Annotated in this window: 16 protein-coding genes; 9 read left to right on the top strand and 7 right to left on the bottom strand. The window is 50.7% G+C overall.

What is annotated here, in order from left to right:
• The first annotated feature begins 2 nt into the window (after positions 1-2).
• From yggT to hemW, 4 genes are read left to right on the top strand one after another with little or no spacing between them, the layout of a single operon-like run.
• Entirely contained in the window at positions 3-569 is a 567-nt protein-coding gene (gene yggT / locus EQY_RS0114615; RefSeq protein WP_001094831.1) for an osmotic shock tolerance protein YggT, read from the top strand.
• Positions 566-856, top strand: a complete 291-nt coding sequence (gene yggU, locus EQY_RS0114610; protein ID WP_001277222.1) for a DUF167 family protein YggU — start codon at positions 566-568, stop codon at positions 854-856. The genes yggT and yggU overlap by 4 nt, the downstream gene beginning before the upstream one ends.
• A 7-nt stretch (positions 857-863) precedes the next feature.
• The gene (locus tag EQY_RS0114605) at positions 864-1,457 is read left to right on the top strand and encodes an XTP/dITP diphosphatase (protein ID WP_001174758.1); all 594 of its coding nucleotides are present in this window, start codon (positions 864-866) and stop codon (positions 1,455-1,457) included.
• Positions 1,450-2,586 carry a radical SAM family heme chaperone HemW gene (hemW, locus tag EQY_RS0114600; protein ID WP_000239990.1) on the top strand — a complete coding sequence of 379 codons (1,137 nt, stop codon included), beginning with the start codon at positions 1,450-1,452 and terminating at the stop codon, positions 2,584-2,586. Before EQY_RS0114605 ends, hemW begins: the two co-directional genes overlap by 8 nt.
• Positions 2,587-2,648: 62 nt before the next feature.
• Here the strand turns inward: hemW and EQY_RS0114595 are convergent, their stop codons facing one another.
• From EQY_RS0114595 to trmB, 5 genes are all read right to left on the bottom strand, one after another.
• Positions 2,649-3,656 carry a DUF1202 family protein gene (locus tag EQY_RS0114595; RefSeq protein WP_000745195.1) on the bottom strand — a complete coding sequence of 336 codons (1,008 nt, stop codon included), beginning with the start codon at positions 3,654-3,656 and terminating at the stop codon, positions 2,649-2,651.
• Positions 3,657-3,772: 116 nt separating this feature from the next.
• The gene (gene ansB, locus EQY_RS0114590; protein ID WP_000394144.1) at positions 3,773-4,819 is read right to left on the bottom strand and encodes an L-asparaginase 2; all 1,047 of its coding nucleotides are present in this window, start codon (positions 4,817-4,819) and stop codon (positions 3,773-3,775) included.
• Positions 4,820-4,994: 175 nt separating this feature from the next.
• Complete coding sequence (locus EQY_RS0114585) at positions 4,995-5,714, bottom strand: YggN family protein (protein WP_000984796.1); 720 nt, start codon at positions 5,712-5,714, stop codon at positions 4,995-4,997.
• Positions 5,715-5,896: 182 nt separating this feature from the next.
• Positions 5,897-6,223: a YggL family protein gene (locus EQY_RS0114575; protein ID WP_001107564.1), complete on the bottom strand. Its 327-nt coding sequence runs from the start codon at positions 6,221-6,223 to the stop codon at positions 5,897-5,899.
• The gene (trmB, locus tag EQY_RS0114570; protein WP_000786919.1) at positions 6,223-6,942 is read right to left on the bottom strand and encodes a tRNA (guanosine(46)-N7)-methyltransferase TrmB; all 720 of its coding nucleotides are present in this window, start codon (positions 6,940-6,942) and stop codon (positions 6,223-6,225) included. The genes EQY_RS0114575 and trmB overlap by 1 nt, the downstream gene beginning before the upstream one ends.
• A gap of 160 nt (positions 6,943-7,102) precedes the next feature.
• Here trmB and mutY point away from each other — a divergent pair, with 160 nt between their 5' ends.
• From mutY to nupG, 4 genes are all read left to right on the top strand, one after another.
• On the top strand, positions 7,103-8,155 hold the full coding sequence (gene mutY / locus EQY_RS0114565; protein ID WP_024212594.1) for an A/G-specific adenine glycosylase: 1,053 nt from the start codon (positions 7,103-7,105) through the stop codon (positions 8,153-8,155).
• Positions 8,156-8,182: 27 nt separating this feature from the next.
• Positions 8,183-8,458, top strand: a complete 276-nt coding sequence (locus tag EQY_RS0114560) for an oxidative damage protection protein (protein ID WP_000091700.1) — start codon at positions 8,183-8,185, stop codon at positions 8,456-8,458.
• Between the two features lie 64 nt (positions 8,459-8,522).
• Positions 8,523-9,602, top strand: coding sequence for a membrane-bound lytic murein transglycosylase MltC (gene mltC, locus EQY_RS0114555; protein ID WP_024212593.1), 1,080 nt, complete (start codon positions 8,523-8,525; stop codon positions 9,600-9,602).
• 202 nt (positions 9,603-9,804) lie between these two features.
• Complete coding sequence (gene nupG / locus EQY_RS0114550) at positions 9,805-11,061, top strand: nucleoside permease NupG (RefSeq protein WP_001049787.1); 1,257 nt, start codon at positions 9,805-9,807, stop codon at positions 11,059-11,061.
• Between the two features lie 47 nt (positions 11,062-11,108).
• On the opposite strand, the gene speC is transcribed toward nupG, so the two are convergent.
• Both speC and EQY_RS26845 read right to left on the bottom strand, forming a co-directional pair.
• On the bottom strand, positions 11,109-13,244 hold the full coding sequence (gene speC / locus EQY_RS0114545) for an ornithine decarboxylase (RefSeq protein WP_024212592.1): 2,136 nt from the start codon (positions 13,242-13,244) through the stop codon (positions 11,109-11,111).
• A 161-nt stretch (positions 13,245-13,405) separates the two neighbouring features.
• Positions 13,406-13,489 (bottom strand): hypothetical protein, encoded by an 84-nt coding sequence (locus EQY_RS26845; protein WP_237712270.1) that lies wholly within the window; start codon positions 13,487-13,489, stop codon positions 13,406-13,408.
• 152 nt (positions 13,490-13,641) lie between these two features.
• Between EQY_RS26845 and EQY_RS0114540 the strand changes: the two genes are divergently transcribed.
• Positions 13,642-14,349 carry a DUF554 domain-containing protein gene (locus EQY_RS0114540; protein WP_000234488.1) on the top strand — a complete coding sequence of 236 codons (708 nt, stop codon included), beginning with the start codon at positions 13,642-13,644 and terminating at the stop codon, positions 14,347-14,349.
• The last annotated feature ends 116 nt before the right edge of the window (positions 14,350-14,465 follow it).

The raw sequence follows: 14,465 nt of genomic DNA, 5'->3' as shown, positions 1-14,465 counted from the left end.
CCATGAATACGTTGACTTTCCTGCTTTCAACGGTCATTGAGCTGTATACCATGGTGCTGTTATTACGCATCTGGATGCAGTGGGCTCATTGTGATTTTTATAACCCTTTCTCACAGTTTGTGGTGAAAGTGACACAGCCAATTATCGGGCCACTGCGCCGCGTTATTCCGGCAATGGGACCCATTGACAGTGCCTCGCTGCTGGTTGCCTATATTCTCAGTTTCATCAAAGCCATTGTGCTGTTTAAAGTGGTGACCTTCCTGCCAATCATCTGGATTGCCGGTTTATTAATTCTGCTGAAAACCATCGGCCTGCTGATTTTCTGGGTACTGCTGGTGATGGCGATTATGAGCTGGGTAAGCCAGGGTCGTAGCCCGATTGAATACGTGCTGATTCAGCTTGCCGATCCGCTGCTGCGTCCAATTCGCCGCCTGCTGCCGGCAATGGGTGGGATTGATTTCTCGCCGATGATCCTCGTTCTGCTGCTGTATGTCATCAATATGGGTGTCGCAGAAGTATTACAGGCGACAGGAAACATGCTGCTGCCGGGGCTGTGGATGGCGTTATGAGTGCCGTAACAGTTAACGATGACGGTCTGGTTTTGCGGCTTTATATTCAGCCAAAAGCCAGCCGTGATTCTATTGTCGGTTTACATGGCGACGAGGTAAAAGTCGCCATTACCGCGCCGCCGGTTGACGGCCAGGCCAACAGCCATCTGGTGAAATTTCTCGGTAAGCAATTCCGGGTAGCCAAAAGCCAGGTGGTGATAGAAAAAGGCGAACTTGGCCGCCACAAACAAATTAAAATCATTAATCCGCAACAAATCCCGCCAGAAATCGCGGCGTTAATTAATTAGGTATCCTATGCAAAAAGTTGTCCTCGCAACCGGCAATGCCGGTAAAGTGCGTGAGCTGGCGTCGCTGCTTAGCGACTTCGGTCTTGATATCGTGGCTCAAACGGAGCTTGGCGTTGATTCCGCCGAAGAAACCGGCCTGACCTTTATCGAAAACGCGATTCTGAAAGCGCGCCACGCGGCAAAAGCGACCGGTTTACCGGCGATTGCCGACGACTCCGGTCTGGCGGTAGATGCGCTGGGTGGCGCGCCAGGGATTTACTCCGCGCGTTATTCCGGTGAAGACGCGACCGATCAAAAGAATCTGCAAAAACTGCTGGAAACACTGAAAGACGTACCGGACGACCAACGTCAGGCTCGCTTCCACTGTGTGCTGGTGTATCTGCGTCACGCGGAAGATCCCACTCCGCTGGTATGTCACGGCAGCTGGCCGGGCGTGATTACCCGTGAACCTTCCGGTACTGGCGGCTTTGGTTATGATCCAATTTTCTTCGTGCCTTCCGAAGGCAAAACCGCTGCCGAACTGACCCGCGAAGAAAAGAGCGCCATTTCCCATCGTGGTCAGGCATTGAAACTTCTGCTGGACGCTTTACGTAATGGTTAAATTACCGCCGCTGAGTCTTTACATTCACATCCCGTGGTGCGTGCAGAAATGCCCGTACTGCGATTTCAACTCTCACGCGTTGAAAGGGGAAGTGCCGCACGACGATTATGTTCAGCATCTGCTTAGCGATCTGGACAACGATGTCGTTTACGCACAGAACCGTGAAGTAAAGACAATCTTTATTGGCGGTGGTACGCCGAGCCTGCTTTCCGGCTCGGCGATGCAAACGCTGCTGGACGGCGTGCGTGCGCGTTTGCCGCTGGCAGCGGATGCAGAAATTACCATGGAAGCGAACCCCGGTACGGTAGAAGCCGATCGCTTTGTTGATTATCAGCGTGCCGGTGTAAATCGTATCTCTATTGGGGTACAGAGTTTTAGCGAAGAAAAGCTGAAACGGCTGGGACGTATTCATGGCCCGCAAGAAGCGAAGCGTGCTGCAAAACTGGCAAGCGAGCTGGGGCTGCGTAGCTTTAACCTTGATTTAATGCATGGGCTGCCGGATCAATCGCTGGAAGAGGCGCTTGGCGATCTGCGCCAGGCTATTGAACTGAATCCGCCGCATCTTTCCTGGTATCAACTGACCATCGAACCTAATACGCTGTTTGGTTCACGCCCGCCGGTACTGCCGGACGACGACGCGCTGTGGGATATTTTCGAACAGGGGCATCAGTTATTAACCGCAGCGGGTTATCAGCAATATGAAACCTCCGCTTACGCCAAACCGGGTTATCAATGCCAGCACAATCTCAACTACTGGCGATTTGGTGACTATATTGGCATCGGCTGCGGTGCGCACGGCAAAGTCACCTTCCCGGACGGTCGCATTCTGCGTACCACCAAAACGCGACACCCGCGCGGCTTTATGCAGGGAAGGTATCTGGAAAGCCAGCGCGATGTGGAAGCCGCAGACAAGCCCTTTGAGTTCTTTATGAATCGCTTCCGTTTGCTGGAAGCCGCACCGCGCGTGGAGTTTAGCCAGTACACAGGTCTTTCTGAAGAGGTGATACGTCCACAGTTAGACGAGGCTATCGCTCAGGGTTATCTTACTGAGTGTGCGGATTACTGGCAGATAACGGAACATGGGAAGTTGTTTTTAAATTCGCTGCTGGAGCTTTTTCTGGCGGAGTAAACTTGTAGCCGGATGCGGCGTGAACGCAGCATCCGGCTACAGGTCATACGTCATCGCAATAATTACTTAATCACCCCATTACGTCGTAATTGTTCGGTATCTTTTTTCCAGCGATCGCTCGCCTGATTGATATCGTCAATCTTCATTAATATCGCGACTTTTTTACTGTTTATTTCTGAAACTTTCATCGTTAACGGATATTGCCCTTTCTCGAGCGTTATCCAGTCATCCTGCAATTTACGGCTAAGTTTTTGTGATTGCAGAAAGGTCTGTCGCCGCTGTTCGTTGATATCGAAATCCCGTTTCTGCTGAATCGGCACTTCATAACACTCTTCGCTTTGTTTATGACATGCCGCAATCGCCGGTTGATAAACCTCTTTGTCATATTTAACCGCGAACGCCTCGCTATCATTCTGTTTATTAAACTCATCACGCTGTTGGTGAATTTTTTTAAAGGCGTCTTCGCGGGTCATTTGCTTGCCGTTTGCATCTTTTCCCCAATATGCATCCGCTGCTTTCTGCGCCGCCGCCATTTGCTTATCAAGCTCTTTCACTTCCTTTTCCAGCGCAGGAATCGAGTTCTTCTGGGTATTCAACGCTGACTCAAGCTGACTAAAGCGATAATTGAAATCTTCGCTATTCACGATCAGATACTTATTATTCGTTTTGATATCGTCGACCACCCGCCCACGATCGCTGGCTGCCGCCTGAAAAGAGTAAAAGTTCACCGTCCAGCCAGACGCAGGTGTTCCTTTACTGGTTAACATCGCCGAAAATTTTACGGACTTATCTTTCGTCCAGGTCTTTTCCAGCAGTTGGTAGTCTGCCAGTTGACCAACCCAGGTATAGAGATCATCACAGGAAGAAACATCGCCTTCCGCTGACCAGGTAGCCTGATTACCTTTCGCATCAAGGTTTTTTAAACTGATGGCGTCAAGCTTGAGAATACCGTGATACTGCTTGTTGAATTGATCTTTTAAGACATTTTCAGTTGGCGGTTCGCCATCGGCCCAGCCATTACCAGACATCAACACAAACAGCGCCGTGCCGACAATCCATTGCTTTTTCACCAGAAAACCCTCGCGAGAAATAATTTATTCCAGTGATTATCATCATGGTAATAACAATTGGCAATGGATGTGAGTCTGAAGTGAAAAAGCCCCGGCACGATACCGGGGCGAGGCGATTAGTACTGATTGAAAATCTGCTGGATCTGCTGTGGATCTTTAGTTTGCGTCAGCGCCAGTTGCAGCAGAACGCGCGCTTTTTGCGGGTTCAGCGTGCCAGAGGCGACGAAACCGTATTTTGCATCATCCACTTCGGCATCCTGAGTGGTTGCGCCCGTCGGTACGCGGGAAGAACGCACTACCGCAGTGCCGTTTTTCGCAGCGGTCGCCAGGGTGTCGAACACGGTTTTATACAGATTGCCGTTACCCACACCGGCGCTAACGATACCGTCGTAGCCTGCATCTACCAGTGCTTTTACCGGAAGATCGGATGCGTTGGCGTAGTTATAAACGATGCCGACTTTCGGCAGTTCATTCAGCTTAGAGACATCGAACGGCGTGTCGCTGGTGTGCTTACGTGCCGGAGTACGCTGGTAGTCAATCTTACCGTTGTGAATGTAACCCAACGGACCGTAGTTAACAGATTTGAAGGTCGCTACATCGGTGGTATTAGTTTTGGTGACATCACGGCCATCAAGCACGGTGTCGTTCATCACCACCAGCACACCACGGTTGGCGGAGGCTTTATCGGCTGCGGTCACTACCGCGTTATACAGATTAAATGGGCCGTCTGCGCTCATGGACGTGGACGGGCGCATTGCACCTACCATCACCACTGGCTTGTCACATTTCACCGTCAGGTCGAGGAAGTAAGCGGTTTCTTCCATCGTGTCAGTACCGTGGGTAATAACGAAGCCGTCGGTTTTATCGCAGTCGGTGTTAATTTTTTTCGCCAGCGTCAGCCAGACATTATCATTCATATCCTGGGAGCCGATGTTAACTACCTGCTCGCCTTTAACGTTCGCAATGTCCTTCAGTTGCGGCACCGCATTGACCAGATTTTCTACGCCAACTTTACCCGCTGTGTAGTTAGATTTGGTTGCGGAGTCACCACCGCCGGCAATCGTCCCGCCGGTCGCTAAAATGGTGATATTCGGTAATGCTAATGCTGCACTACTAAAACCCATAACCAGTGCGGCAAGTGCCGTCTTTTTGAAAAACTCCATTTCATTCCTCCAGTTACGTGAACGCTACGTATTATCCCTTAGCTTTGTATGGGAAATTTGACGTTAAACAATTTACAACGTGAATGAATTTTGGAGATCTATAAAGTTAGAGGCAGGTAACAAAACGAAGAATTAAACGGCATAAAAAAGTATTATGCCGTCTTAAAATAGAGGATTATTTCAAATTCCCGACCAGGGCTTTGCGGCTATCTTCCAGTGTTACGACACGGCTACAGACATCTTTGCCAAACTGCTGGAAATCTTTTTCCTGCTTTTTCCACTCGGTTTGGATTGAGGATTGCAGCCCCCCCAGGCTTCCCAGCACGTTCTGTAATGGGTTACCGCCGCTTTTCAGCACCGCTTTCGCGCCCATTTCATTAATGCTGTCCTGCAAAATACCGCCCATTGCCTGATTCACTAACTGCTGGCCTTCGGCGCGAACCTGATCGATAGCTTTATAGTGGAACGTCAGGCCATCGCTGCGCGTTTCGATAATGCGGTTCATCTGTTCTTTAAGCTGCGCATCCAGTTTGGTCAGACGGCTGCGCATTTTGCTGCTTTCGCCCATCTCCTGAACGATAATTTTATCCAGCGCGATACGGGCTTTCTCGACGCGGCTTTTCGCGCCTTCATCAATCCACGGTAACGTACTGCGCAATTCTGCCTGATAATCCTTCGCCTGCTCGCGTTGGGCAGCGTTCAGAGAATATTGTTTGCCGTTGTACATCACGTTGCCGTCTGGCGTGATCACCAGATTGCCGTTTTCGCCCTTCACCTGCACGGTTTGCGGGCTGACAATCACATCGTCACGCGGCGTGACGCTGCACTGGTAGTCGGCGTGAGCGGTCATTGCCGTCACTGAAAGTGCTGCCGCCAGCAGCATTTTGCGCATCATAATCTTCCCTCAAGAACAAATCAGGCCAGCATTTGCTGGCCCAGATTGATAACAAAGTGCGCGTTGTCCATGCCGGATGCGGCGTAAACGCCTTATCCGGCCTACTCGATCGTGCATCTTTGTAGACCTGATAAACGTAGCGCATCAGGCAGTTTTGCATTTGTCATCGCCCGTATGTTTTCTTAGTCCCACCAAACGTCGAAAAGTTCGCTGGTGCGTACCTCATCCAGTTTGCGCTCTTCCAGCCACTTACGCACAATCGCCTGATGTTCTTCGGTGCATTTGCCGATTTCCTGCATACAGATCAGACCTTCCCAGGCCAGATAGCCGCTGCCGTCAAAGGCCAGTTTGTTCGGTTCGATAACCTCGTTAATAAAGTCATCAACGGTTTTATCAATTTGTTCTTCCGATGTACCTTCCGGGAATCGCCATGCCACCGAAAATCCTAATTCCTGGAATTCGTCGATGTGCATTTTTTTACGCAGACGACGGCTACGGTTCTTTGCCATTATTTCACCCTCTCGAACATTAAGTCCCATACTCCGTGACCAAGACGATGACCACGTTGTTCAAATTTCGTCACCGGACGTGATGCCGGGCGCGGTACGTAATCGTTGCTCTCTGACAGGTTTTTATAACCGTCAATGGAAGACATCACTTCAAGCATATGTTCCGCATAAGGTTCCCAGTCGGTCGCCATATGGAATACGCCCCCCAGTTTCAGTTTGCTTTTTACCAGCTCAGCAAACGGCACCTGAACGATACGGCGTTTATTATGGCGCGCTTTGTGCCACGGGTCAGGGAAAAAGAGCTGAACCATGCTCAATGAATTGTCAGGAATCATTTTATGCAGCACTTCGACTGCGTCATGGCACATCACACGCAGATTATCTAACCCTTCTTCATGCGCAGAAGCCAGACAAGCGCCAACGCCCGGCGAATGCACTTCAATGCCGAGGAAGTCCTGCTCCGGGCGCTCTTTAGCCATTGCCACCAGCGAAGCGCCCATGCCGAAACCAATCTCAAGCGTCACTGGCGCTTCACGGCCAAAAAGCGCAGGGAAATCCAGCATATCTTCGCTGAACTCAACGCCCATCACCGGCCAGTAGTTTTCCAGCGCATGTTCCTGGCCTTTGGTCAGTCGCCCCTGGCGGCGCACAAAACTACGGATACGGCGCAATGGGCGGCCGTTTTCATCAAATTCCGGTGAGATGACGTCGTTTTTCATAAAGATTTAGTCGCTTGTGAAAGTGTTCTGAAAACGGGCATTATCCAAAGTTAGTTGCCGGATGCAAGCATGATAAGGCCGTGGCTGCGGAAAGTTCCGGTTTACACCCTGCCGTCGCTGTGCTGCAATCTTGCCCCCAACAACAATGAATTCGGTGACCATGCAAGCGTCGCAATTTTCAGCCCTGGTTCTGGACTGGTACGATAAATACGGGCGAAAAACTCTGCCCTGGCAAATTGACAAGACGCCCTACAAAGTATGGCTCTCAGAAGTGATGTTGCAACAAACTCAGGTTGCGACCGTTATCCCCTATTTTGAACGCTTTATGGCGCGCTTCCCGACGGTGACCGATCTCGCCAACGCGCCGCTGGACGAAGTTCTCCACTTGTGGACCGGGCTTGGCTATTACGCCCGCGCGCGCAATCTGCATAAAGCGGCACAGCAAGTTGCCACCTTACACGACGGTAAATTCCCGGAAACCTTTGAGGAAGTCGCCGCGCTGCCGGGCGTCGGACGCTCCACCGCAGGCGCGATCCTCTCGCTTTCTCTGGGTAAGCACTTTCCGATTCTCGACGGTAACGTCAAACGCGTGTTAGCACGCTGCTATGCTGTAAGCGGCTGGCCAGGGAAAAAAGAGGTCGAAAATAAACTGTGGAGTTTAAGCGAGCAGGTTACGCCCGCCGTCGGCGTGGAGCGGTTTAATCAGGCGATGATGGATTTAGGCGCGATGATTTGTACGCGCTCGAAGCCGAAGTGTTCGCTCTGCCCGCTACAAAACGGGTGTATTGCCGCCGCCAACAATAGCTGGTCGCTTTATCCGGGCAAAAAACCGAAACAGACATTACCGGAGCGCACCGGCTACTTTTTGCTGTTACAGCACGAAGATGAAGTATTTCTGGCGCAGCGTCCGCCGAGCGGATTGTGGGGCGGTTTATACTGTTTCCCGCAGTTTGCCGACGAAGAAAGTTTGCGGCAGTGGCTGGCGCAACGGCAGATTGCTACTGATAGCCTGACGCAACTCACTGCGTTTCGGCATACCTTCAGCCATTTCCATTTAGATATTGTGCCTATGTGGCTTCCCGTGTCGTCATTCACCGGTTGCATGGATGAAGGCAATGCGCTCTGGTATAACTTAGCGCAACCGCCGTCAGTTGGTCTGGCGGCTCCCGTGGAGCGTTTGTTACAGCAGTTACGCACTGGCGCGCCGGTTTAGCGCGTGAGTCGATAAAGAGGATGATTTATGAGCAGAACGATTTTTTGTACTTTCCTGCAGCGTGAAGCAGAAGGTCAGGATTTTCAGCTATACCCCGGCGAACTGGGAAAACGCATCTACAACGAGATTTCCAAAGAAGCCTGGGCGCAGTGGCAGCACAAACAAACCATGCTGATTAACGAAAAGAAACTCAACATGATGAATGCCGAGCACCGCAAGCTGCTGGAGCAGGAGATGGTCAACTTCCTGTTCGAGGGTAAAGAGGTGCATATCGAGGGCTATACGCCGGAAGATAAAAAATAAAAACAGAGCCGGAGTACGCCTCCGGCAACTTGCATAAAAACAAACACAACACGCACCCGGAATGATGAAAAAATATCTCGCGCTGGCTTTGATTGCGCCGTTGCTCATCTCCTGTTCGACGACCAAAAAAGGCGATACCTATAATGAAGCCTGGGTCAAAGATACCAACGGTTTTGATATTCTGATGGGGCAATTTGCCCACAATATTGAGAACATCTGGGGATTCAAAGAGGTGGTGATCGCCGGTCCTAAGGACTACGTGAAATACACCGATCAATACCAGACCCGCAGCCACATCAACTTTGATGACGGTACGATCACTATCGAAACCATCGCCGGGACAGAACCTGCCGCACATCTGCGTCGGGCAATTATCAAAACGTTACTGATGGGGGATGATCCGAGTTCGGTCGATCTCTATTCCGACGTTGATGATATTACGATTTCGAAAGAACCTTTTCTTTACGGTCAGGTGGTGGACAACACCGGGCAGCCGATTCGCTGGGAAGGTCGCGCAAGCAACTTCGCGGATTATCTGCTGAAAAACCATCTGAAAAGCCGCAGCAACGGGCTGCGTATCATCTACAGCGTCACCATTAACATGGTGCCGAACCACCTTGATAAACGTGCGCACAAATATCTCGGCATGGTCCGCCAGGCGTCACGGAAATATGGCGTTGATGAGTCGCTGATTCTGGCGATTATGCAGACCGAATCTTCCTTTAACCCGTATGCGGTCAGCCGTTCCGATGCGCTGGGATTAATGCAGGTGGTACAACATACTGCCGGGAAAGATGTGTTCCGCTCGCAGGGGAAATCCGGCACGCCGAGCCGCAGTTTCTTGTTTGATCCTGCCAGCAATATTGATACCGGCACTGCGTATCTGGCGATGCTGAACAATGTTTATCTTGGCGGCATTGATAACCCAACGTCGCGGCGTTATGCCGTCATCACCGCTTATAACGGTGGTGCAGGCAGCGTGTTACGCGTTTTCTCTAACGATAAGATTCAAGCTGCTAATATTATTAATACCATGACCCCGGGCGATGTTTATCAGACGCTAACGACCCGCCATCCTTCTGCGGAATCTCGCCGCTATCTTTATAAAGTGAACACGGCGCAAAAATCTTACCGTCGCCGATAATTGCACTTATCGCCCCTTGACGATGTCCTGGGGCAAAAGTGTTATCCACATCACAATTATGTTTTGCAAAACGATATTATTTGCAATTATTTGCCACGGGTAACAAAAAAACAGTCAGTGAAGTTGATAGAATCGCATCATCTTGCACGGTCAAATGTGCTTTTTGAAACACTCATCCGCATCATGATGTGAGGAAATTAACATGAATCTTAAGCTGCAGCTGAAAATTCTCTCTTTTCTGCAGTTCTGCCTGTGGGGAAGTTGGCTGACGACCCTCGGCTCCTATATGTTTGTTACCCTGAAGTTCGACGGTGCTTCTATCGGCGCAGTTTATAGTTCACTGGGTATCGCCGCTGTCTTTATGCCTGCGTTGCTGGGGATTGTGGCCGACAAATGGTTAAGTGCGAAATGGGTTTACGCCATTTGTCACACTATCGGCGCGATCACGCTCTTCATGGCGGCGCAAGTCACCACGCCGGAGGCGATGTTCCTTGTGATATTGATTAACTCGTTTGCTTATATGCCAACGCTTGGGTTAATCAACACAATCTCCTACTATCGCCTGCAAAATGCCGGGCTGGATATTGTGACGGATTTCCCGCCAATCCGTATCTGGGGCACCATCGGCTTTATTATGGCGATGTGGGTGGTGAGCCTGTCTGGCTTCGAATTAAGCCACATGCAGCTGTATATTGGCGCAGCTCTCTCCGCCGTTCTGGTGCTATTTACCTTTACGCTGCCGCATATTCCGGTTGCTAAACAGCAAGCGAATCAGAGCTGGACGACTTTGCTGGGGCTTGATGCATTCGCGCTGTTTAAAAACAAGCGTATGGCGATTTTCTTCATCTTCTCGATGTTGCTGGGTGCGGAACTGCAGATTACCAACATGTTCGGTAATACTTTCCTGCACAGCTTCGACAAAGATCCGATGTTTGCCAGCAGCTTCATCGTGCAACATGCGTCGATCATCATGTCGATTTCGCAGATCTCGGAAACTCTGTTCATTCTGACCATCCCGTTCTTCTTAAGCCGCTACGGTATTAAGAACGTAATGATGATCAGTATTGTGGCGTGGATCCTGCGTTTTGCGCTGTTTGCTTATGGCGACCCGACTCCGTTCGGTACTGTACTGCTGGTGCTGTCAATGATTGTCTACGGCTGCGCATTCGACTTCTTCAACATCTCTGGTTCAGTGTTTGTCGAAAAAGAAGTCAGCCCGGCAATTCGTGCCAGTGCGCAGGGGATGTTCCTGATGATGACCAACGGCTTCGGCTGTATCCTCGGCGGTATTGTGAGCGGTAAAGTGGTTGAGATGTACACCCAAAACGGCATTACCGACTGGCAGACCGTATGGCTGATTTTCGCAGGTTACTCTGTGGTTCTGGCCTTCGCGTTCATGGCGATGTTTAAATACAAACACGTTCGTGTCCCTGCGGGCACACAGACTGTTAGCCACTAATTACGCAAAGAGAAACGGGTCGCCAGAAGGTGACCCGTTTTTTATTCTCACTTCAACACATAACCGTACAACCGTTTCATGCCATCCGCATCGGTTTCGCTATAGACACCTTGTAGCTCCGGCGAAAACCCCGGCAGCAAATTCACGCCCTCTTCCAGCGCAAGGAAATAACGCTGAACCGCTCCACCCCAGACTTCCCCCGGCACCACGCAAAGCACGCCAGGTGGATAAGGCAACGCCCCTTCTGCCGCAATTCGCCCTTCGGCATCACGAATCCGCACCAATTCCACTTCACCGCGAATATAGGCGCTATGCGCATCCTGCGGATTCATCACCACTGACGGGAAACTCTGCTGGCGGAACATCGCTTTTTGCAGGTCTTTGACGTCGAAGCTGACATACAAATCGTGCATCTCCTGACACAACTGGCGCAAAGTGTAGTCGCGGTAGCGTACCGGATATTTGTTATAAACACTCGGTAGCACCTCAGCCAGCGGCGAATCATCCTCAATATGCTGTTCAAACTGCGCCAGCATCAACACCAGTTGCGCCAGCTTCTCGTGACTTTCAGCCGGCGTTAATAAGAACAGAATGGAGTTGAGATCGCATTTTTCCGGCACAATGCCGTTCTCACGCAGATAATGCGCCAGAATCGTCGCCGGTACGCCAAAATCGCTATATTCACCGGTTTCGGCATCGATTCCCGGCGTGGTCAGTAACAGCTTGCACGGATCAACAAAATACTGGTCTGCGGCATATCCCTCAAAGCCGTGCCACTTTGCTCCTGGCTCAAAGCTGAAGAAACGGCGGTCTCTGGCCAACACTGACGTCGGATAATCCTGCCACAATTTGCCATCGACAACGGGCGGAATAAACGGACGGAACAGCTTACAGCGCGCAAGAATCGCCTTGCGCGCTTCAATCCCCAACTCAACGCACTCAGCCCATAGCCGACGCCCACTCTCCCCTTCATGGATTTTGGCATTGACGTCCAGCGCGGCAAATAGCGGATAGAACGGACTGGTGGAAGCATGGAGCATAAAGGCATTATTCAACCGCTTATGTGGGCAAAAACGCGCCTGCCCGCGAATATGGTTATCTTTTTTATGGATCTGCGACGTCTGCGAGAATCCCGCCTGCTGTTTATGCACCGACTGGGTAACAAAGATCCCCGGATCGTTTTCGTTAAGTTCTAACAGCAGCGGCGAGCTATCCGCCATCATCGGGATAAACTGTTCATAACCAACCCATGCGGAATCAAACAGAATGTAATCGCACAGATGCCCAATGGTATCGATCACCTGACGGGCGTTGTAGACAGTGCCGTCATAGGTTCCTAACTGAATGATCGCCAGGCGAAACGGGCGCGATTGCTCAGCTTTTTCTGGCGCAACGTCGCGAATTTGCTCGCGCAAATAATCTTCATTAAAACAGCGCGCATCAATACCGCCGATAAAACCGAACGGGTTACGTGAAGCTTCCAGATAGACCGGCGTCGCCCCCGCCTGAATCAGCGCGCCGTGATGATTCGACTTATGGTTGTTACGGTCGAAGAGCACCAGATCGCCACGCGTTAACAGCGCATTCGTCACCACTTTATTCGCTGCCGATGTGCCGTTCAGGACAAAATAGGTTTTATCGGCATGAAAGACTTTGGCTGCGAATTTCTGCGCATCCTTCGCCGATCCTTCATGAATAAGCAGATCGCCCAATTTTACGTCAGCATTACACATATCGGCGCGAAAGACGTTCTCACCAAAGAAATCGTAAAAATGGCGTCCAGCTGGATGCTTCTTAAAGAACGCGCCATGTTGATGCCCAGGGCAAGCAAAGGTGCTGTTGCCCATCTCAACGTACTGCGCCAGCGTGTCATAAAACGGTGGCAGCAAATTCTCTTCATACTGGCAAGCAGCAGACTCCAGCTCCAGCCACTGCTGCTCGTTACCGTTGATAATCGCCGTAACGCCCGCAGGCACTTCAACAGCATTGTCAGAATACAAAAATACCGGCAGATGAAAACCGGTTCGCTTAAGTAACGCAAGAATGCCACTACGACTATCCGCAGCGGTAATGACGACTGCCGCGACGTCCGTAAAATCAGTATCTTCCAGCGCCACCACGCGACGATGGGTAGAAAGTCGGGAAACCAGTTCATTACTGGCGGCAATACTCATTGATTTCATAAACGCAAACCCGTTTCGGGGAGGTAAGAATATCGGACAAGGTGAAAAACCTTGCCCCATGAGATGGGGGTCAAACTGGTCACCAGCTCCGACCGCCAGACATCAGTAAAAGCAGAAACGCTCTGATTTTACTGTTGTCCTGCAGTGAGCGTGCGTTAACTTCACCGCATGAGCAGTAACATGGAAAGGGAATATTTTCGCGCAAAACGGCGAGGAGTGAGAGAATGTAAGGAGGTGGCATGCATCAGGCAAACTCCGTACAGAGAGGAGAAAATTCGCGCAATCATGGCACCTTTCGCTAAAGCGTGCAAGCCAGGACTTTGCGTCCAGGCAAGCTATAAACGGGGCAAAAAGTTCATAATAAAAAAATCAAACAATACAGTTAACAGGAACTCTTGTGGTCATCGGCCCTTTTATCAACGCGAGTGCAGTATTACTGGGTGGCATTCTCGGCGCACTGCTTAGCCAACGTTTACCGGAACGTATCCGCGTCTCAATGACATCGATTTTTGGTCTGGCATCGTTGGGGATTGGTATTTTACTGGTGGTGAAATGCGCCAACCTTCCGGCGATGGTTTTAGCAACGCTACTTGGCGCTCTAATCGGCGAAATGTGTTTGCTGGAGAAAGGAGTCAATACAGCGGTTGCCAGAGCGCAAAATCTGTTTCGCCACTCGCACAAGAAGCCAGCGCATGAATCATTTATTCAAAATTTTGTTGCGATTATCGTCCTGTTTTGTGCCAGCGGTACAGGGATCTTCGGCGCGATGAATGAAGGAATGACCGGCGATCCGAGTATTTTAATCGCCAAGTCATTTCTTGATTTCTTTACGGCGATGATCTTCGCCTGCTCTCTGGGGATTGCGGTATCAGTGATTAGCATTCCATTGCTCATCATCCAGTTAACACTGGCCTGGGGAGCCGCGCTGATATTACCGCTAACGACACCGGCGATGATGGCGGACTTTAGCGCCGTAGGCGGTTTATTGCTTCTGGCGACCGGTTTGCGCATCTGTGGCATTAAAATGTTCCCGGTAGTCAACATGCTTCCAGCACTGCTTCTGGCAATGCCTCTTTCCGCCGCCTGGACCGCCTGGTTTGCCTGAAATGTGTGTAATAGCGGCAAAGTGATGATAGATTGTGCAGTCTGCAGTAATTTGAAGAAATTTGATTGACGAGACGAGGCGAATCAGGTTTAATGCGCCCCGTTGCCCGGATAGCT

Origin of the sequence: Escherichia sp. TW14182, from assembly GCF_000208525.1 — a bacterium.
Taxonomy (GTDB): Bacteria; Pseudomonadota; Gammaproteobacteria; order Enterobacterales; family Enterobacteriaceae; genus Escherichia; species Escherichia ruysiae.
This window is presented reverse-complemented; position numbering and strand designations above follow the sequence as displayed.